We start from the raw sequence: 19,011 nt of genomic DNA on the forward strand, positions 1-19,011 counted from the left end.
CGACGAACTGCACGTTTTCTTTTTCTTCCAAAAAGCAAAATATTTTTTAAAACCCTTTGTTATTTTACACAATACCAGTATTTTAGTCTCGCCATAGCATAAGTAGGTTAAGTTTATGGTAAGATTTGGGACGAAAAGGGTGAGGGCTTCCTCACCCTTTTCTATTTTAAAAAATTGAACACAAAAAAAGCCGAGCACTTGATGCTCGGCTTTTTTAATTATTTATCAACTAGTTCTTATTTGCTAGCTGCATAGTTTTCAGAAACTTTGTCCCAATTGATCACATTAAAAAATGCTGAAATGTAATCTGGTCTCAAGTTCTGGTAGTTTAAATAGTACGCATGTTCCCATACATCCAATCCCAAAATTGGGTAACCACCACAACCTACTCCAGGCATAATGGGATTATCTTGGTTTGGAGTTGAGCAAATTTCCAATTTTCCACCTTTGTGCACGCACAACCAAGCCCAGCCTGATCCAAATTGGGTAGCTGCTGCAGAAGAAAATTTTTCTTTGAAAGCATCAAAGGAACCAAAAGCGGCATCAATAGCGGAAGCCAATTCACCAGATGGTTTTCCACCACCGTTTGGCGACATTACTTCCCAAAAAAGGCTGTGGTTAAAAAATCCGCCCCCGTTGTTTCTAACAGCTGCGTTGGACATGTCCAAACCAGAAAGGATATCCACAATTCCCTTTCCCTCCAAATCCGTTCCCTCAATGGCACCATTCAATTTAGTGGTGTAGCCATTGTGGTGCTTGGTATGGTGGATTTCCATGGTCCTAGCGTCTATATGGGGTTCCAATGCATCATATGCATAAGGTAACTTAGGTAATTCAAAAGCCATAATTATCTTGTTTTTTTAGGTTAATACTTAATTCACGTAAAAATACGAGTTTTAACATTTATATTCCGCTAAAACCATGTTAACATCAGGTAAGGAATCCTTATTTTGCAGGAAAAACATCCTTGAAAGGGTCTAATTTTAAAATATATAGCGCATCTGCAGGCTCGGGCAAGACCTATGCCCTTGCAAAAGCCTACCTCAAACTGTTACTTTCCAACGATGCTTCCGTAAAATTTCGTCAGATTTTGGCCATTACCTTCACCAACAAGGCAGTGGACGAAATGAAGACCCGGATTTTGGACAATCTTTATGCTTTTGGACAAGATACCGTGCCCAAAAAACAGCAGATCCTTTTTCAATCACTTTGTGATGAACTTAACTTGACCGAGGAGCAATTAAAGCAACGGTCGCAACTCATTCTAAAACGGATTCTCCACAATTACTCTTTTTTTGAGATTTCGACCATTGACAAGTTCAACCATAAGATCATTAAAACATTTGCCCGCGATCTACACCTATCCCAAAATTTTGAGGTAGAACTCAATCTCGACCTGTTGCTGGAAGAAGCCGTGGGTAGATTGCTGGAACGTGCGGGCAACGACGAAAAACTTACTGAGGTCCTGATTGTCTTTTCCCTCGAAAAAATAGATGATGACAAAAGTTGGAACATCACTTACGACCTCATAGAAATTGGCAAACTGCTATTTCAAGAAAATCATTCCGCACACATAGATCCTTTACGTGATAAATCCATAGGGGATTTTCAAAAGATTCAAAAACGGATAGCATCAGAAAGCAAGACCATTGAAGAAAAGATAAAAGAACTGGCTCAAATAGTGCTTCAGGAAATGCAAAATCAAGGGTTTGACTTTGCAGACTTTCCCAGACAAACCTTGCCCAATCATTTTAAAAAGATGATTGACGGAGAACTCGACCCAAAAAAATTATACGCCGCCAAAACCCTGGAACCCAATCTGACGGAAGGGAAATTACTCAAAGCCAGTGACAAAAGGGACGTCACACAATTGGCCGCGACCATTTTGGAAAAATATCTAATCATAAAACGACTTGTGTATCGACACAGCTATCTCCAGAATATTTATGGCAATATCGTACCGATGACGGTCTTGAACGAAATCGCCAAGGAAATCAAGAATATTGAGCTGGACAGGGACATCATTCCCATTTCCTCCCTGAACGCGATTCTCTCCAAAGAAATCAAGAATCAGCCTGTACCGTTTATTTATGAACGGATGGGCGAAAAATACCGCCATTATTTTATCGATGAATTCCAGGACACCTCCAAAATGCAATGGGAAAACTTGGTGCCGCTCATTGGCAACGCCTTGGAAAGCGAGAACGAAAAGCACGAACGGGGTTCCCTATTTTTGGTGGGCGATGCAAAGCAGGCCATTTATCGCTGGCGTGGTGGCAGGGCGGAGCAATTCCTAAATCTGATCAATAAAAAATCGCACCCCTTCGTAGTGGAGCCCAGCGTTCATTCGTTGGACACCAACTGGCGGAGTTCTGATGAAATCGTACACTTCAACAACCTTTTTTTTACCGAGGTCGCAACTGTGCTCGCCAATGAAGATTATCAAAACCTCTTTTTGAACGACTCCCATCAAAAAACCAACAACAAACCTGGGGGATACATCCAAATGTCCTTTTTGGATGCCGATGTGGAAGACAAGGACGAGGTCTATTGCGAAGAAACCTTGAAGGCCATACAGCAAATCCTTTCTGAAAACTACAACTTTGCGGATATCTGCGTATTGGTTCGCGATAATAAGAAGGGAATGTTGTTGGCAGATTTTTTAGCGCAGCAGAACATTCCCATCATTTCTTCGGATGCCCTTTTACTGGCAAAGAATGAGAAAGTCATCTTTCTGGTGTCCCTGCTTCGGATTTTTGAAAATGCAAAGGATCGGGAAGCGGCATACCATATATTAATGTATCTGTCCCCCGATGAAAACGGCAAACACGACTTCATCAGTAAAAACCTAGAAAATATTGAAGCCTTCTTGGCCTCCGAATACCATTTCAATGTAAATGAATTAAAAGGCGAACCTGTGCTTACCATTTTGGAAACCGCCATTGTTCAGTTTGAACTTTACGAGGGTTCCGTGGCCCATATTTCCTTTTTGATGGACGAGGTGCTCGATTTGGAAAAAAGGGAAGGGCCGAGCGTGTATGCCTTCCTTAATTATTGGGAGGTAAAAAAAGATTCCCTTTCCATCGCAGCACCCGATGGAGTGGATGCCGTAAAAATTATGACCATCCATAAGGCCAAAGGCCTTGAGTTTTCTTTTGTGATTTTCCCTTTTGCCAATGCGGTTCTGGACGATAAACGCAAGAAGAAGAAAGCTTGGGTACCGGCCACCACGGATGATGAAGCTTTAGGGTTGAACGAATTCCTGATCAACAACAATAAAGATATGTTGGAATACAATGATGTAGCCCAACAAAAATATGTTGCGGAAGAGCAAAAGACCTTGTTGGATTCGATGAATGTGCTCTACGTGGCCCTTACCCGTCCCGTAAAAGGATTGGTTGTAATCACGGAAAATGGCAAAAAAGATGTTGCTTCGGTTGAAGCTGCTACATCGTATTCGGAACTTTTTCAATGGTATGTGCAGCAAGCGAACATTTCCGAAAAAGAAACTGGCGTTTACACCATCGGAACATTTCCATCAAAAGAGGTGGAGACTTCTTCGGAATCCACAGAAAACTATATTTCCTACGTTACAAGACCGAAAGATGATGCTGGATTTACCATTTCCACCAAATCGGGCCGTATGTGGGACGATGAACGGATGGAAGCCATCGAGATGGGGAATGTGATTCACTTTGCCTTGAGCCAGATTGAAACAATAAATGATGTTGATGCTGTTTTGGAACGCTTGGAGATAGAGGGACATTTTCCAAAAGAAGCGGCAGGTGACATCAAACAAAAAATAATGGCCGTTGTGAACCATCCAAAATTGAAGGATTTGTTCGTGGAGAACCTTCAAATATTGAACGAGCAAGAAATCTTGACCACGGATGGGCTTTCCCTTCGTCCGGATAGAATTATCATCAATGGTGACCAAGCTACCATCGTTGATTATAAAACAGGTAAACCATCGCCAAAGCACAAGGAACAAATCGCAAACTATGCCGATATTTTAAAAGCGATGGATTATAAAATCAAACAATCCATTATTGTTTATATTGACCAAGAAATAGACCCTATTTTTGTATAAATTGAATTAAAGATATGTACGGAAAAATAAAAGAACATTTGGCCAAAGAATTGAAGGAAATTGAAGAAGCTGGCCTATTTAAAAAAGAACGAATCATCACTTCACCGCAGGACGCTGTGATAAAAATTTCCACAGGGGAAGAAGTCATCAATTTTTGTGCGAACAATTATTTGGGGCTTTCCTCCCATCCAGAGGTTATCCAAGCCGCTAAGGATGCGATGGACACCCACGGTTTTGGAATGTCATCGGTACGCTTTATTTGCGGAACGCAGGACATCCATAAAGAACTGGAACAAAAAATCGCCGATTTCTATGGCACGGAGGATACCATATTATATGCCGCTGCTTTTGATGCCAATGGAGGCGTATTCGAGCCTTTGCTCACCGCAGAGGACGCCATTATCTCCGATTCGTTGAACCATGCGTCGATTATTGATGGAGTGCGCCTGTGCAAGGCCATGAGGTACCGCTACACCAATAACGACATGGCCGATTTGGAAGAAAAGCTGAAACAAAGTAATGCCGATGGTGCCCGTTTTAAAATAATCGTGACCGATGGGGTGTTCTCCATGGACGGTTTGTTGGCCCCGTTGGACAAAATATGTGACCTAGCGGAAAAATATGACGCCATGGTGATGATAGATGAATGCCACGCCGCAGGATTTATTGGGGAAACAGGTCGTGGTACCTTGGAAGAAAAAGGTGTTTTGGACCGAATCGACATTATCACCGGAACTCTGGGCAAGGCCTTGGGCGGTGCCATGGGCGGTTATACCACGGGCAAAAAAGAAATCATAGAAATGTTACGCCAACGTTCCAGACCTTATTTGTTCTCCAACTCCTTGGCTCCTGCCATTGTTGGGGCATCCATCAAGGTTTTTGAGATGTTGGATACCGATACCACACTAAGAGATAAGCTCCAAAGTAACACGGAATACTTTAAAAAAGGAATGAAAGAAGCTGGATTCGATATTATTGATGGCGATTCGGCGATTGTTCCAGTAATGTTGTACGATGCCAAACTTTCCCAAGACATGGCCGATATGCTTTTAAAAGAGGGCATCTATGTAATCGGCTTCTTTTACCCCGTTGTCCCAAAAGACAAGGCCAGGATAAGGGTACAGCTCTCCGCAGCCCATGAAAAAGAGCATTTGGACCATGCAATTAATGCTTTTATTAAGGTAGGAAAGTCGTTAAAGGTTATCTAAATTCGACGAAATGCAACAATTCTGACAGCAAATGAGTCAAAAAAAAAGAAATTTAGATTTTGTTAATAAGTCTTAACAACTTACATTTGCTGCTGATAAACACTTAAACTTAAAATTTTGAGCATGAAACATCTTAGCAAATTATTGGTTGTTGCTCTTGTATTTGTAGGGATCAACAGCATACAAGCGCAAGACGAAAATAATCCCTGGCAAGTTAGCATTGGGGTGAATGCGATAGACACTTATCCTACTAACGACGAGAACAATCCTTTTTCCAGTACAACATTGTTCGATGAGTACTTTAATGTATCCGATCACTGGAACATTTTGCCTTCCGTTTCTTATGTAGCCGTTTCCAAGTATGTTGGTGATGGTTTCTCTGTTGGAGCAAGAGGTTCCTTGAACAGAATCGAAAAATTGGGAGATTTTGAAGTTGATGATCTATCTCACTATGCTATAGATGGTACTATTAAGTACAACTTCCTAAAAAACACTACCATCGATCCTTTCGTAGAAGTAGGTGGTGGTTATACTTGGGTTGACGAGATTGGTGCAGGTACCGTAAATGGTGGTGTTGGTGTTAACTTTTGGTTTTCTGATAACCTAGGTTTGACACTTCAAACACAATACAAGCACGCTTTCGAAGATTACTTGGTTAAGCATTTCCAACACATGGCTGGTATCAGCATCAAATTTGGTGGAACTGATACAGACGGTGATGGCATCTATGACAAAGACGATGCTTGTCCAGAAGTTGCTGGTCTAGCTGCTTTCAACGGATGTCCTGATTCTGATGGTGACGGTATCGAAGATTCTAAAGATGCTTGTCCTAACGAAGCTGGTTCCAAAGAAATGAACGGATGTCCTGATTCTGACGGTGACGGTGTTGCCGATAAAGATGATGCTTGTCCTAACGAAGCTGGTCTTCCTGCTCTAGCTGGTTGCCCTGATGCTGACGGTGACGGTGTTGCCGATAAAGATGACGAGTGTCCTAACGAAGCTGGTCCTGCTGCAAACAACGGATGCCCTTGGCCTGATACTGATGGCGATGGTGTTCTTGACAAAGACGACCAATGTCCAGAAGTTGCTGGTACAGTAGCTAACAAAGGATGTCCAGAAGTAACTGAAGAAGTTCAAAAACAATTGAACGACTACGCTAGAACTATCTTGTTCGATACTGGTAAATCTTCTATCAAAGCAGAATCTACTTCTGTAATGGTTGACATTATCCAAATCTTGAACGAGTACCCAACTGCTAAATTTACAGTTGAAGGTCACACTGATAGTGTAGGTAGCGACAAATTGAACCAGAAACTTTCTGAAGAAAGAGCTAACTCTGTTAGAGATTTCTTAATCGACAAAGGAATCGATTCTTCTAGATTGAGTGCAATTGGTTACGGTGAAGAAAAACCAATCGCTACTAACAATACAAGAGCTGGTAGAGCACAAAACAGACGAGTTGAAATCAACTTGGTAAAATAATTAGAAACAAAGTTTTCTAGAAAAAGGCTCCGCAAATGCGGGGCCTTTTTTATTTTTAATCCATGCATCATACTTTCCTCGAATATGTACTGGATGACCTCCACAATAAACAGTTGGATATAACCAATTGTATTTATGTACTCCCCAGTAAAAGGTCGGGAACCTTCTTAAAAAAACACATCTCCAATAGACTGGAGAAGAATACATTCAGCCCGGAAGTATTATCTATTCAGGAGTTTATCGGAAACCTCTCCAACTTAAACCAAGCTTCAAATATTGATTTGTTGCTCCTTCTTTTTAGGGTATACAAACAATCTCAAATTGACGAATCGGATGACTTTGCCTCCTTCATGAATTGGGGACAGACCCTTTTACAGGATTTTAATGAGATTGATGGTTACCTTATCCCTGCTACAGATATTCTGAATTATCTCTCCGCCATCAAAGAAATCAACCATTGGTCTGCCAGTAAAGAGAAAACAGAACTGGTCGAGAATTATTTACAGCTCTGGAAGAATCTTGAAACCATCTACAACAATTTTTATGAAGCCCTGCTTGAACAAAAAAAAGGCTACCAAGGATTGATTCAACGAGAAGCCGTTAAGGCGATTCAAAATGCCCACTATAAAGAAACTCGCAAAAATCCCATTGTATTTGTAGGTTTTAATGCCTTGAATGCAGCTGAGTCGACCATTATCCAGTATTATCTGGAACAAGGCAATTCACATATTTATTGGGATATCGATTCCTATTTTTTGGACGACCCAATTCACGATGCCGGCTTGTTCGTCAGGGATTACCAATACAATTGGCCATATTATAAGCACAGCCATAAAATAGAGCCACAGAACAATTTTCTACAGAATAAGAACATCAGAATCACCGGAGTTCCCAAAAGTATCTCCCAAACCAAATATGTAGGTCAACTGTTACAGGAAATCGGAGACAAAGAATCCATTGACCTCTCCAGAACGGCCTTGGTATTGGCGGATGAAACTTTACTCAACCCAATGCTCAATGCAATACCTAGCAGCATCCCAGAAGTCAACATAACCATGGGGATGCCATTGAACAAAACTGTGCTCTATTGCTTTTTTGTAAATTTTTTAGAGCTACACCTCAACGTTTCTGAACGGGGATGGTTCTTTAAACGTGTCTTGGAATTCATTTCCAACCCCTACACTTTAACACTGTCCTCGGAAAAGCAAGGGAACTTCGCGCAACAATTGTCCAAGGACATCAAAGAGAACAACCTACTTTACATCAACACGGAAACGCTCGAAAAATATCCGAAGGCAAAGGAGTTGTTAGCCATCATTTTTCCAGAGGAAGCATTCTCGCCAATGCGTTGGATAAACAACTGTCTAATGCTCATAGATCGTTTGAAGAATATCTACCAACAAGAAAAAAATGCACTGGAGCTGGAATATCTGTATCGCTTCTATGCCCTTTTCAATCAATTAGGACAATATTTGGACAAGGTGGAGTTTATGGATGAGCTGAAATCCATCAAAAATCTGTTCAAACAATTGGCCAACATGGAAACCTTGGATTTTATCGGCCAGCCCTTAACGGGATTTCAAATTATGGGGATGTTGGAGAGCCGAAACCTCGATTTTGAAACTGTGATCATTACTTCTGTGAACGAGGGCATCCTCCCTTCCGGAAAATCGAACAATTCCTTTATCCCTTTTGATGTAAAACGGGATTACGGTCTTCCCACCTACAAAGAAAAGGATGCCATCTATGTATATCACTTTTACCGATTGATTCAACGCGCAAAGAATATATACATCACCTACAACACAGAACCTGATGTGCTTGAAGGTGGAGAAAAAAGCCGATTGATAACCCAATTACTGACGGATAAAAATCTAAAAAAACACATTACGCATACCATTGCAACCCCAAAAATTTCCATTGATCCGAAACCACTGATACAAATCGAAAAGGATGACAAGTTCATGGAGGACTTGAAGGCATTTGCCCAAAATGGCTTTTCACCTACCTCATTGACCAATTACATCAGAAACCCTATTGATTTTTACACGAGAAATATTCTAAAAATCAATGATTTGGAAGAAGTAGAGGAAAATATTGCGGCCAACACCTTTGGAACCATCATTCATGATAGTTTGGAGCAGCTCTACACCCCACTAATTAATCAGGAATTAACGGAGGTAAGCATCAAGAAACTAAAAACACAAGTGCAAGAGGTTGTACTGCATCATTTTGAAAAGAACCTTTCTGGAGTAGATGTTTCCAAAGGAAAATTTCTTTTGGTGTACAATGTCATCTTAAAATATCTGAACAACTTTTTGGATGATGAGCTACAACAGCTCAAACGCCATGAAATCAATATATTGGCACTCGAGGAACGCTACGAAGAACTTATTACGGTTCCCGGGCTTGATTTTCACATCAAACTAAAAGGAACTTTAGATCGTGTAGATGAATTTGACGGCACCGTTCGCATTATTGACTACAAAACGGGCAAGGTAGAGGCAAAAAACGTAAAAATTACGGATTGGGTAACATTGATTACCGATTATGATAAAAGCAAGGCGTTCCAATTGCTTTGTTACGCTTACCTGTATTCCAAAAAACACAGTATAAGCGATGTTCAGGCAGGAATCATTTCCTTTAAGAAATTGAGCCAGGGACTATTCCCGTTTTCAGAGGACAAGGATGCCCGAATAAATTCGGACACCCTTGCCACCTTTGAAAATTATCTGTTCCAATTGATACGTGAAATCTGCAATGCCACAGTGCCCCTTACCGAGAAAATAGATTAATTACTTTAAATCGGGACGTGTGGGACGTACCTCAATTTTACTGGGCAAGGTGCGTGGATGCATCGTGAGCAAATCCACGACCAATTTACCGATATCCTCGGGTTGAATCTTCCAAGCATCTTTCTCCGATGGTTCGTGATTGTTAAAATGGCTTGCCACCGAACCTGGCATAATCGTGGTTACTTTAATGTTGTACTGTCTCAAGTCCAGCATCGCGGCCTGTGTAAATCCGACCACCCCAAATTTTGTGGCATTGTAACCCGCTGCCGTGGCAAAGAAATTGGTCCCTGCCAAACTCGCCAATGTCATGTAATAGCCTTCAGATTTTTTCAAGGCATCAACGGATGCTTTTAGCGTATGGTATACCCCGTTCAGGTTGGTATTGATCATCTGGTGCCATTTCTCGTCTTCCAGTTCATCGATTGGGGCAAAATGTCCTACGCCTGCATTGGCCATTACCACATCCAATTGCCCCCATTTATCTAGAATGGCGGTCACAGCCTTTTTCTCATCGTCCAATTTTGATACGTCAGATGACAATCCCAATACCTTATCTGGTTTGTTTAAGCTCTTTACAGCGGCATCGGCACTTTCTTGGCTGCGTCCGCTAATGGCGACCTTCATGCCCTGCTCCAACAAGCTTTCGGCGATACCGTACCCGATACCTTTGGTTCCTCCTGTGATGTATGCTACTTTTCCTTCTAATTTCATGTTGATTTTGTTTTGTAGTAAAGTTCAAAAAAGCACAGGGCAAATACAAAAAATAGCTATTAAAAGGATGGTAAAGTTTGATGCGATAAAGAGGAAGGGACAAAATCGTGATGTAAAATATGGTACATTTACCGCTGGTGAAACGATTTATAGATAATCCATGATGAAAAACAGGTTGATGATTTTACTGGCGCTGTGTCTGAACCAAGTAATCGCACAAAATCAAGGCGAGATTACGCAATTCAACAGTGCTCTGAACAAATTCCTGAACGTTCGGGATTTATGTATCTCAGAAAACGGTAACGAGGCATTTTTCACCATTCAGAGCCCATTACAGGATATTTCCCAGATTGCATATATCAAAAAGGAGGATAACGGATGGACGGAGCCAGAACTGATGTCCTTTTCAACTTCATACATGGACTTGGAACCATTTCTCTCACCCGATGGAAAGCGATTGTTCTTTGTTTCCGACAGACCCTTGGATGATTCCTCTAAGCAGAAAAAAGATTTTGATATTTGGTATGTGGAACGAAGCGGTCCCGAAAAAGATTGGTCAAGTCCTAAAAACATGGGTACTCCCGTTAATTCTGACCTTAATGAGTTTTATCCTTCAATAAGTAAAAACAACAACATGTACTTTACCTTGGAGTCGCCCAACGGACTTGGAAAAGACGATATTTACATTTCCCGCTGGGAAAATGGTTCATATTCTACCCCGCAATTATTGGATGAAAACGTCAATAGCTCCGGATATGAATTCAATGCCTTTGTCTCCAAGAATGAGGATTTTATTCTTTTTTCAAGGTATAACGAAGCCGATGGTATAGGAAGTGGCGACCTCTATATTTCCCTGAAGAATGACAAGGGCAGCTGGGAAAAGGCAAAAAACATTGGAACTCCCATCAATACAAAATATATGGAGTATTGTCCGTTCTACGACGAGACTAACCAAACACTCTATTTTACCAGCCGACGGAACAATTTATCCCCCAAGAAATTTGATTCTGTGTCGGATTTCCAAGAATACATCAACCAAAGCAATAATGGCTTAAGTAAAATTTATAAGACTCATTTTGAAATTAACGGACTTGAATAAAAAATAGAAGTATCAATAGCCATATAGAAGAACATATCGCTCCCGATATTCCCGAACCCCAGCGGCTACAGGAGTACGGAGTAGGTATTTTTAAAATGGTCCCTACCAAATCTGCACTTAAAAAAGCTTTAAAAAAAGGCTACATCACCGTAAACGGTTTCATTGCCTCGACCGCTACCATAATCAATGGTGGCGAACGTATTGTTTTGACCATTCCAGAAGATCCTACACCTAATAAACGACTCATATTCCCCCTCAAAGTATGGTTTGAAGATGAACATTTGGCTGCCATCCACAAACCCGCGGGAATCGAAGTGAGCGGCAATAAGTTTAAGACCATTACCAATGCATTGCCGCAAAACCTTAAAGCCAGTTCGCTTCCAGATGCCACTACCCCTCAACCCGTCCACCGTTTGGATTTTGCCACTACGGGTATTGTTTTGGTTGGAAAAACCAATAGCAGCATCCGGGTCTTGAACAAAATGTTCGAGGACAAACTAATATCCAAAACCTATTATGCCGTGGCCATTGGCAAAATGAAGCCCCATGGTACAATAACCACAGAAATCGATGGTAAACCTTCACAATCCCATTACAAGGTTATGGAGTCTGTTCCTTCGAAGCGTTTCGGCACCCTCAACCTAGTGAAGTTGTGTCCAAAAACAGGCAGAAGGCACCAATTGCGGAAACATTTGTACAGTTTGGGGAATCCCATCCTCGGAGACAAGGAATACGCCTTGGAGGGCTTAATTTTGAAAAGCAAAGGGCTGTATTTGCATGCCTACGCGTTGGAATTTGAGCATCCCTTTACCAACGAAATCATTCGTATTACTGATGAGCTTCCGGAGAAGTTTAGAAAGTTATTTGGTTCTGATACACGATAAAAAAAGCACCCCATTTGAGGTGCTTTTTCAATTTTCGTGGAGAATACCGGATTCGAACCGGTGACCTCTTGCCTGCCAGCAAGAGGATTACCATATCAATCCAATACAAATAAATACATAATAAATTGTTTTTCAGTATTTTAAATAATTTCGTATTCATTTAATTTCAAATAAAATCACCCATTTGCGTGCAAATTGCGTGCAAATTTTTTTTACCTTTGATTAGGATGAATACCAATATAAAACTTTCTTTAGATACGCGTAGGAAGAAAAAAGATGACTCCTATCCTATTATTTTACGGTTAACCCATTTTCGAAAAACAACTTCCATAAGCTTAGGGCAATCAATAAAAAAGGAATTTTGGGATAATAAAAACGAGAAAGTTAAAAGAGCATTCAAAGGAACTTCATCAGTTAGTAAACTCAATAATCAACTCTTAAAAGAAAAGACCAGAGCGGTCGACATAATTAATGACCTGAACGAAAAGGACGAGCTTAACTTTTTATCCATTTTGCAGCTGAAGAAGAAGATTGTAAAAACCGCATCATTGGATTCATTTTTTAAGTTTAGCGAGGATATTGTCGATGAGTTAAAAGCAGCTGAACGTTATGGTAATGCAAACACATACTACGCGGTAATTAAGGTATTGGAGAAATTCGCTGATGGAAATGATATCAAATTCAACGAAATCAATTATGATTTTCTCAAAAGATTTGAGAACTGGCACTTTTCCAAAGGTAATTCTGTTAACAGTCTATCGACGTATATGAGAACAATCAAAGCGGTCTTTAACAAGGCCATTAAGTCTGATGTTGTTTCTAGAGATGCTTATCCTTTTACACATTATAAGATTAAAACTACTCCTACAGAAAAAAGAGCGCTTGACATTAAAAGCATCAAATCAATTATGCTTTTAAAACTGGAAGAAACGGATAGTCTGTTTCACTATAGAAATTACTTCCTTGCCTCTTACATGCTTTATGGTATTTCCTTTATGGACTTGGCTTTTTTAAGGGTTCAAAATATCATTGACAACCGAATTAAATTCCAAAGAAAAAAAACGTCAAAGCCTTATGATATTAACATCACGCCTCAGTTAAAGGAAATCCTCTCGTTTTATCTTAAGGATAAAGAGAGGTCTGAATTTATATTTCCAATCATTAAAAGAGCCACATTTGAACTTCAATATAAAGACGTCTTATGGGCACGGAAGAGATATAATAAAGGGCTTAAAGAAATTGCAAAAAAATGCAAGATAGAGCAGCGGTTGACCTCATATGTATCTCGTCATAGTTTTGCAACCCAAGCTATGCTGCAGGACGTTCCCTTACAAGCTATTTCTTCCATGCTTGGCCATAATCGACTATCAACTACTCAAATATATCTGAAGTCCCTGCCGAATAATATACTAGACAATTATAATCAGAAATTGGTTAAACTGTAACCTTAACCCTTCCTAGTCCCAAATCCTTACTCACAACTTCAGCGCATGGATCCTGGCCTATTTTTGCAGTGTTTGGGAAGATAAGCGTAAAGCAAAAATAGGATAGGGCGCTGTCCTACTTTTGGCCATTATCCTCCAGCCATTTTTGATATAGTTCCTTTGCCTCTGGGCTTTCTTCAAAGAATGTCCTGTAGTGTTCAATTGCATCATCTTGACCTTCTACATATGCAACCTGTTCTTTCTTGGATATCCTTGACACCTTGTAGATTGAAAAACCAAGGACCAAAAGGACCGTGACCAACAACCCCCAAGTAAGTTTTATGGCCCAACTGGGCAAGAGAACGGACCGCTCTACTTTATGAAGAATCCTTTCCATCAGTCTTTGTTGTTCCTTAATGTCGTTTTTTTGTTTGTTGCCATACTCTTTTAGAAGAGCATTTAATTCGCTGGTATCTGGCCTTAATGGAAGGTTTTTGAAATCCTCATGAACCTTTTCCAATCGGCCGATACTCTTTTCAAATCCGTTGATCTCCTCAGTCAACAGTTCCGCTATCTCGTCCAGTTTTGCCATATTGTTTTGTTTAGATTCCTATTCCAGTGTCCCTGACCACTTTGATGGCCAGTTTGATGGTCTTTTTTATGATGGTCTGGGTCAAACTTTTTGGGACATTCACTGTCCTCCCCAAAAGCTGCATGCTCTTGTCCTTGGCAATCCGCTGTGCCATGTTCCTTTCAAAGTTCATTTGACGGGCGATCCTGCCCATGGACATGGACCGGTGCACCTCGCTTCCCTTTAGGTTCGTTCCCTTATGCTCAAAACGGAAGCCCTGCAACTGGTTCTGCCTGTTGATGCTCGGGATGACTTTTACATTGTTCTGCTCCATCGATTTGATATACTGGTCAAAATCCCTTGGCCGTTCCTTGGCCATGACCTTTTCATGGATCTTCTGTATTTCCGATCGGACATATTGCATCCGGTACAGTTTTTCCTGCTGAACTTCCCTTACCGTGGTCAGGTCCATTTGTTTGGCCACCCTTTCCGCCACTTGTTGGCTCCGCTTGCCGATGAAGCTGTCGTTATAGGCCTTCCCCTGAAAGTTTATCCGGTTGGCATACAGGTGGACGTGCACGTGCTCTTTGTCCCTATGGACAAAGGCAATGGCCTGGTGCTGCTTGAGGTTCATTTCCTTGAGGAACCGTTCGGTCATTTCCTTGAGTCGTTCGCTTTCCAGTTTCCTGCCGTCCTCGATGGTGGGGCTCAGCACAAAGCTGAGCGTGTTCTTCCGGCAGAGTTCATTCTGTTCTTGGATGACCTTGAACTCCTCGGTGATCTCCCTCGGGGTCTCCCCGGCCAGATATTGGCTGTGGATAATCTCCGATCCCTTCTCCTGGTTCATCCCGTAGCTCATGGAGGCCGATGTGTGCGATATGGATTTGCCCATGCCTATCATTTCTTGAAATTTAAAAAGTGTTGTCGTATCTCTTTGGCCAACTGGGCCGTTTCCTCGGCCAATCTAGGGTTACGCTTGCGGAACATGTTGGTGATCAGCTTGAAGTTCCGTTGGTATTTGACCAATAGCTTATAGGCCTCTATCTGTTCGTCCGTCATCCTTTCAACTATCCTATCATCGAATGCGGCACGGCGGCAGTACTCACTGATGGAAAGACCGCTCTTCCGGGCCTTGATCCTCAGCAGTTTCTTCTCGTAGACCGAGCACCGGAACTGTACGAACTCTTTCTTCATTTTCACATCATCTTTTGCGACCTACGGGAGCAAAAGCAAGATTTGTCATGACAATGACACATCTTGAATTCGTTTCCGAACTTCATCCTTCGCGCTTTTTACCTTCCATTCGTTTATATCTTTAAAACCTTCATAGAGGAAGGATATATCCCTACTGTTCGGGCACTTTTCCAGTAACAGTTCCGTCATCCCCAATCCCGTTTTGTCCCTATCAAGAAACAGTTTTACATTTTCATAATCCTCTATTTCTTTTATCATCCGTTTTACAAAGGCAGTTGTGTTCAATACCAGAAGGTCATGGCTGTTTACGATATCCGCCATCAGCTCAATTAGGGTGAGCATATCGAACATGCCTTCTGTAATCGCCAATTTCTTTGATTTGTTCCCCATCATCGAAACATCCTTTGGCGAGGTGGAGCCTTTCCAATAGCTGTTCCGCAGTTCCCAGCCTCCAGACCTGTTTTGGAGTCCGATGCCAAAGTATGTCCGTCCTCCTATTCGATAATGGATTTCCTTGCAAAGTATTCTTGCGGTTTTGATCGAGATACTTCTGGAGCTTAGATAGTTTTGCAGGGCCCTGTGCTCGATTTCCTTTTCCTCGATGATTTCAATCGGGTTGACTCTATGTTCCGCTTTGGTTGGATTCGGCCGCCGGTGAAAAGAAAAATGGTCCATGTTCCCGGACAATCGTTCCAATGCCTCCTTTACGGAACAGTTCTCCATTTTCATGACCAGGTCTATGGTACTTCCCCCCTCAAAGGTTCCGAAGTCTATCCAATAGTTCTGTTTCAATGATACCTTGAAAGAGGCTTGGGTCTCGATCCGGAACGGGCTGAGGAACCAAGCTTCTTTTTCCGTTTTCCGGACTGGAAAGTGCCCCAACTTGGCCAGCGTGGAAACGATGTCAATGTTGCGGGCTTTTTCGCAGTCCATTCTTTTTTCTTTCATGGTTCTGTTTTTAATCGATTTTTGATGATTTGATGACAAACCTCTGGGAGGCCCTTTAAATACTGGTAGTTTCCCCGTCATCATTTTGTCATCGTTTCATCGTTTTTGTTTTTTTCTTCATAGTACCTGTCATCATTTTTTATTTTGATGTCAGAATGATGACAAAGTGATGACAGCCTAAACCCTTATAAATACTGGGCTTATATCAATCTGTCATCAAATCATCAAAATTTTGGACCAAAAAATTCTTTTTTATGGTAAAGTACCTCCCTTTTGCGTCCTCGGTGTTGATCTCACCGTTGTTCCAGATGGTGATCTTTTGGTACTTGTTGGAATTGGGCTGGTTGTCCAGTTTCCAATCATTTTTCAGCAACCGCCTCAATTGGGTCAGGTCGGTCTTGACCCTTGTGCGGTTGAGCATGTGCAGGGCATCGATGGGACAAAGGTCCACGGAGTCCATCTCGAACTTTTCCATGGCACTGAGCAGTAGACTGGCCAGTTCCTTCTCCACCCTGTTCCGGTTATTGTTTACCAGTTTCTTCAGCGCTGGTGTATGCACCTGTTTTGGAGTGAACCACATTCGTGTTCTTTGCTTGGTACTGTATTCCCTTTTTGAAAGGAAATCCAAAAAAGCGGGCACCTCCCGGGCCAGTTGGTCCAAGAAATCGGTGTCCTCCCTTTTAAGGGATGGGATCTTCCTCACCCAGAACCGTGTCTCATGGGCATCGATCTTGATAAAACTGTCCTCGTTGTTGCTGCAGAGAATAAATTTTCCGAAGAATTCCACTTCCCGTTTGTCCTTGCCCTTGGCCTCAAGCTTGTTCCGGTTGGTGGTGCTCAGGTACTTGATTCGCTCGGTGAGTTCCTCCTTGTTGAACAGTACCTCGTCGACGCATATCAGCAACTTGTTGGCCCAGTCCGCATTGAACTGGCTTGCAAAGCTGTCGTTGGTCAGATAGGTCAGGTTGTTGCCAAAGATTTCCTTGAGCCATTTGAGAAAGGTGCTTTTCCCGGTGTTTCTTTCGGTGGATACCAGACAGAGGATGGGGAGCACCTGCACCGGTCTTTGGTACAGGAGTTTCAGATAGTCCAGTCCCAGCTCCAGTTGATTTCCGAAGATATGCTTCAAAAAGCCCCGTGTCCTTATTATACATCCCTCTTTCGGTTCATGCGTCAAAGGGGAATAGGTATTGTAGAAACCATGGTGTTCCTTTTTAAAATTCACATGGCAAGGAATACAGGCGAACCCGTCATATTTGGGCACCTTGCCCAGATAGTCCTTGCCATGGTCCTGCTTGATGATATGCTCGTTCCACGGAACCAGCTGCTCGTTGAAATGTCCCGAAATGGTAGGATACTTTACAATTTTATAGAAAGACGTGCCCACCCTTATATAAGGTACTATTTTCATATTTTGAAATTTTTGAAATCTTAGGGTTTCTATGAAATTATCGTGAGTCCACAAATAATTTAAAGAGGAATTCGACTAGGGAATCGAATCCCCGATCGTTTTGCTTTCCGGTAAAGGCTTCTGTTGGTTCTGCAGCAGCCAACGCACTATCTTTTTCCTTTCGAAGAAAATCAGTTTTCCATTGGGCTTGGAGTGCGGGATATGCCCCGCAGCGGTAAGCTTGTACAGATAGCTTCTTGATATGCCGGTATAGTCACAGGTCTCATCGAAGGTCAGCACTTCTTTATTGGCGATCAATAGCCTTTCCAAACGGTCGAGCCGTTCCAGTATTAAAAAATTGTCCATTTTATTTCTTTTTAAAGATTAGAAATGAACAAAAGCGCTTTTGTTTTCTTTTGAAGAATTCTTTGGATAAAGATAAAAATAAGGAGGAGGGAAAGTAAGATTGACCGATTGATTTTATTCACAAATAATTGATATACAGTTTTTTATGTTAAAATAGTTCAAATATAATGGTATTGATAAACCCTTAGTTTTATTTGGTTTCATTTGATACCAAATGGAACTGTTCTTATTTTGGGCAAATAGGTGGTTTAATGGAAGAAAGCAGAGTTATCAACAATTAAGACTAGGGGAGTTAGAAAATAGGCACTTTAAAAAAGCATGTTTTAATCTTTGGATTGTCTTAATGAAGTCTGATACTTTGATACTACTTTAAGAAAGTCTAGTGCTTTTTTGAAAAATACTGTCTTGAAAATCGTTCCTTTTAAAAAACTACGCTCAAAGCCATTCTTTGCAACCCAATTGCACTATAATTCTTTTACCTTTGCAAGGTGAAATTTTTTGCGATTATATTATCCATCTACTTTCTGGCACTCAATTTCGTGCCTTGTAGCGATGCCAGCAGTGTTGATGAAGGCACACAGGTCGTTTCTGTAATGGATTTCGATGGCGAACACGGACAAGACTGTGAACTGTGTTCCCCATTCTGCCAGTGCCAATGCTGTCATTCACATACCATCGATTTCCGTTTGGCTATTTTTGAACCCATCGAGCCTATCGTTTCGCTAGAAAATTTTATCCACTTCGATAGTTTGGGCAAGGATATTTCACTTTCCCTTTTACAGCCACCTCGGGCATAATCCAGTTTTCATAGGATAGCTATATCCTGTTTTGACGTGTCCATCTATTGGA

General features: G+C 41.5%; 16 protein-coding genes. 8 read left to right on the forward strand and 8 right to left on the reverse strand.

Features of this window, described 5'->3' with window-relative positions:
* Positions 1 to 236: 236 nt before the first annotated feature.
* The gene (locus tag K1F36_RS03020) at positions 237 to 845 is read right to left on the reverse strand and encodes a superoxide dismutase (protein ID WP_220112502.1); all 609 of its coding nucleotides are present in this window, start codon (positions 843 to 845) and stop codon (positions 237 to 239) included.
* Positions 846 to 967: 122 nt separating this feature from the next.
* On the opposite strand from K1F36_RS03020, the gene K1F36_RS03025 reads away from it, so the two are divergent.
* From K1F36_RS03025 to K1F36_RS03040, 4 genes are all read left to right on the forward strand, one after another.
* Positions 968 to 4,090 (forward strand): UvrD-helicase domain-containing protein, encoded by a 3,123-nt coding sequence (locus K1F36_RS03025; protein ID WP_220112503.1) that lies wholly within the window; start codon positions 968 to 970, stop codon positions 4,088 to 4,090.
* 14 nt (positions 4,091 to 4,104) lie between these two features.
* Entirely contained in the window at positions 4,105 to 5,298 is a 1,194-nt protein-coding gene (gene kbl / locus K1F36_RS03030) for a glycine C-acetyltransferase (protein WP_207030944.1), read from the forward strand.
* Positions 5,299 to 5,421: 123 nt separating this feature from the next.
* Entirely contained in the window at positions 5,422 to 6,780 is a 1,359-nt protein-coding gene (locus K1F36_RS03035) for an OmpA family protein (RefSeq protein ID WP_220112504.1), read from the forward strand.
* A gap of 62 nt (positions 6,781 to 6,842) precedes the next feature.
* Positions 6,843 to 9,575 carry a PD-(D/E)XK nuclease family protein gene (locus K1F36_RS03040; protein ID WP_220112505.1) on the forward strand — a complete coding sequence of 911 codons (2,733 nt, stop codon included), beginning with the start codon at positions 6,843 to 6,845 and terminating at the stop codon, positions 9,573 to 9,575.
* Here the strand turns inward: K1F36_RS03040 and K1F36_RS03045 are convergent, their stop codons facing one another.
* On the reverse strand, positions 9,576 to 10,286 hold the full coding sequence (locus K1F36_RS03045) for an SDR family oxidoreductase (protein ID WP_220112506.1): 711 nt from the start codon (positions 10,284 to 10,286) through the stop codon (positions 9,576 to 9,578). It lies immediately after the preceding gene.
* A gap of 178 nt (positions 10,287 to 10,464) precedes the next feature.
* Here K1F36_RS03045 and K1F36_RS03050 point away from each other — a divergent pair, with 178 nt between their 5' ends.
* The 3 genes from K1F36_RS03050 (at position 10,465) to K1F36_RS03060 (ending at position 13,714) form a co-directional block, all read left to right on the forward strand.
* Positions 10,465 to 11,385, forward strand: coding sequence for a TolB family protein (locus tag K1F36_RS03050; protein ID WP_258538919.1), 921 nt, complete (start codon positions 10,465 to 10,467; stop codon positions 11,383 to 11,385).
* 95 nt (positions 11,386 to 11,480) lie between these two features.
* A complete protein-coding gene (locus K1F36_RS03055; RefSeq protein WP_220112508.1) occupies positions 11,481 to 12,269 on the forward strand; it encodes an RluA family pseudouridine synthase in 789 nt (262 codons plus the stop codon).
* Between the two features lie 227 nt (positions 12,270 to 12,496).
* Positions 12,497 to 13,714: a site-specific integrase gene (locus K1F36_RS03060; RefSeq protein ID WP_090292201.1), complete on the forward strand. Its 1,218-nt coding sequence runs from the start codon at positions 12,497 to 12,499 to the stop codon at positions 13,712 to 13,714.
* Positions 13,715 to 13,829: 115 nt separating this feature from the next.
* Here the strand turns inward: K1F36_RS03060 and K1F36_RS03065 are convergent, their stop codons facing one another.
* The 6 genes from K1F36_RS03065 to K1F36_RS03090 form a co-directional block, all read right to left on the reverse strand.
* Entirely contained in the window at positions 13,830 to 14,285 is a 456-nt protein-coding gene (locus K1F36_RS03065; protein ID WP_116216542.1) for a DUF6730 family protein, read from the reverse strand.
* 10 nt (positions 14,286 to 14,295) lie between these two features.
* Positions 14,296 to 15,156 (reverse strand): relaxase/mobilization nuclease domain-containing protein, encoded by an 861-nt coding sequence (locus tag K1F36_RS03070; protein ID WP_235856357.1) that lies wholly within the window; start codon positions 15,154 to 15,156, stop codon positions 14,296 to 14,298.
* Positions 15,157 to 15,161: 5 nt separating this feature from the next.
* Positions 15,162 to 15,458: a mobilization protein MbpA gene (mbpA, locus tag K1F36_RS03075; RefSeq protein ID WP_116216544.1), complete on the reverse strand. Its 297-nt coding sequence runs from the start codon at positions 15,456 to 15,458 to the stop codon at positions 15,162 to 15,164.
* Positions 15,459 to 15,503: 45 nt separating this feature from the next.
* Positions 15,504 to 16,406 carry a toprim domain-containing protein gene (locus K1F36_RS03080; RefSeq protein WP_116216545.1) on the reverse strand — a complete coding sequence of 301 codons (903 nt, stop codon included), beginning with the start codon at positions 16,404 to 16,406 and terminating at the stop codon, positions 15,504 to 15,506.
* 205 nt (positions 16,407 to 16,611) lie between these two features.
* Positions 16,612 to 17,817, reverse strand: coding sequence for a primase-helicase family protein (locus K1F36_RS03085; RefSeq protein WP_116216546.1), 1,206 nt, complete (start codon positions 17,815 to 17,817; stop codon positions 16,612 to 16,614).
* A 75-nt stretch (positions 17,818 to 17,892) separates the two neighbouring features.
* Complete coding sequence (locus tag K1F36_RS03090) at positions 17,893 to 18,162, reverse strand: helix-turn-helix domain-containing protein (RefSeq protein ID WP_090292211.1); 270 nt, start codon at positions 18,160 to 18,162, stop codon at positions 17,893 to 17,895.
* A gap of 539 nt (positions 18,163 to 18,701) precedes the next feature.
* Between K1F36_RS03090 and K1F36_RS20325 the strand changes: the two genes are divergently transcribed.
* Positions 18,702 to 18,959: a DUF6660 family protein gene (locus tag K1F36_RS20325; protein WP_313777864.1), complete on the forward strand. Its 258-nt coding sequence runs from the start codon at positions 18,702 to 18,704 to the stop codon at positions 18,957 to 18,959.
* Positions 18,960 to 19,011 lie beyond the last annotated feature (52 nt).

The organism is Flagellimonas abyssi (genome assembly GCF_019457905.1).
GTDB lineage: Bacteria > Bacteroidota > Bacteroidia > Flavobacteriales > Flavobacteriaceae > Flagellimonas > Flagellimonas abyssi.

Coding starts and splice junctions, on each gene's coding strand:
- K1F36_RS03055 (WP_220112508.1), top strand. CDS start 11,481: ATGGTCCCTACCAAATCTGCACTTAAAAAAGCTTTAAAAAAAGGCTAC.
- K1F36_RS03070 (WP_235856357.1), bottom strand. CDS start 15,156: ATGGGCAAATCCATATCGCACACATCGGCCTCCATGAGCTACGGGATG.
- mbpA (WP_116216544.1), bottom strand. CDS start 15,458: ATGAAGAAAGAGTTCGTACAGTTCCGGTGCTCGGTCTACGAGAAGAAA.
- K1F36_RS03040 (WP_220112505.1), top strand. CDS start 6,843: ATGCATCATACTTTCCTCGAATATGTACTGGATGACCTCCACAATAAA.
- K1F36_RS03035 (WP_220112504.1), top strand. CDS start 5,422: ATGAAACATCTTAGCAAATTATTGGTTGTTGCTCTTGTATTTGTAGGG.
- K1F36_RS03065 (WP_116216542.1), bottom strand. CDS start 14,285: ATGGCAAAACTGGACGAGATAGCGGAACTGTTGACTGAGGAGATCAAC.
- K1F36_RS03085 (WP_116216546.1), bottom strand. CDS start 17,817: ATGAAAATAGTACCTTATATAAGGGTGGGCACGTCTTTCTATAAAATT.
- K1F36_RS03080 (WP_116216545.1), bottom strand. CDS start 16,406: ATGAAAGAAAAAAGAATGGACTGCGAAAAAGCCCGCAACATTGACATC.
- K1F36_RS03045 (WP_220112506.1), bottom strand. CDS start 10,286: ATGAAATTAGAAGGAAAAGTAGCATACATCACAGGAGGAACCAAAGGT.
- K1F36_RS03060 (WP_090292201.1), top strand. CDS start 12,497: ATGAATACCAATATAAAACTTTCTTTAGATACGCGTAGGAAGAAAAAA.
- kbl (WP_207030944.1), top strand. CDS start 4,105: ATGTACGGAAAAATAAAAGAACATTTGGCCAAAGAATTGAAGGAAATT.
- K1F36_RS03050 (WP_258538919.1), top strand. CDS start 10,465: ATGATTTTACTGGCGCTGTGTCTGAACCAAGTAATCGCACAAAATCAA.
- K1F36_RS03020 (WP_220112502.1), bottom strand. CDS start 845: ATGGCTTTTGAATTACCTAAGTTACCTTATGCATATGATGCATTGGAA.
- K1F36_RS03090 (WP_090292211.1), bottom strand. CDS start 18,162: ATGGACAATTTTTTAATACTGGAACGGCTCGACCGTTTGGAAAGGCTA.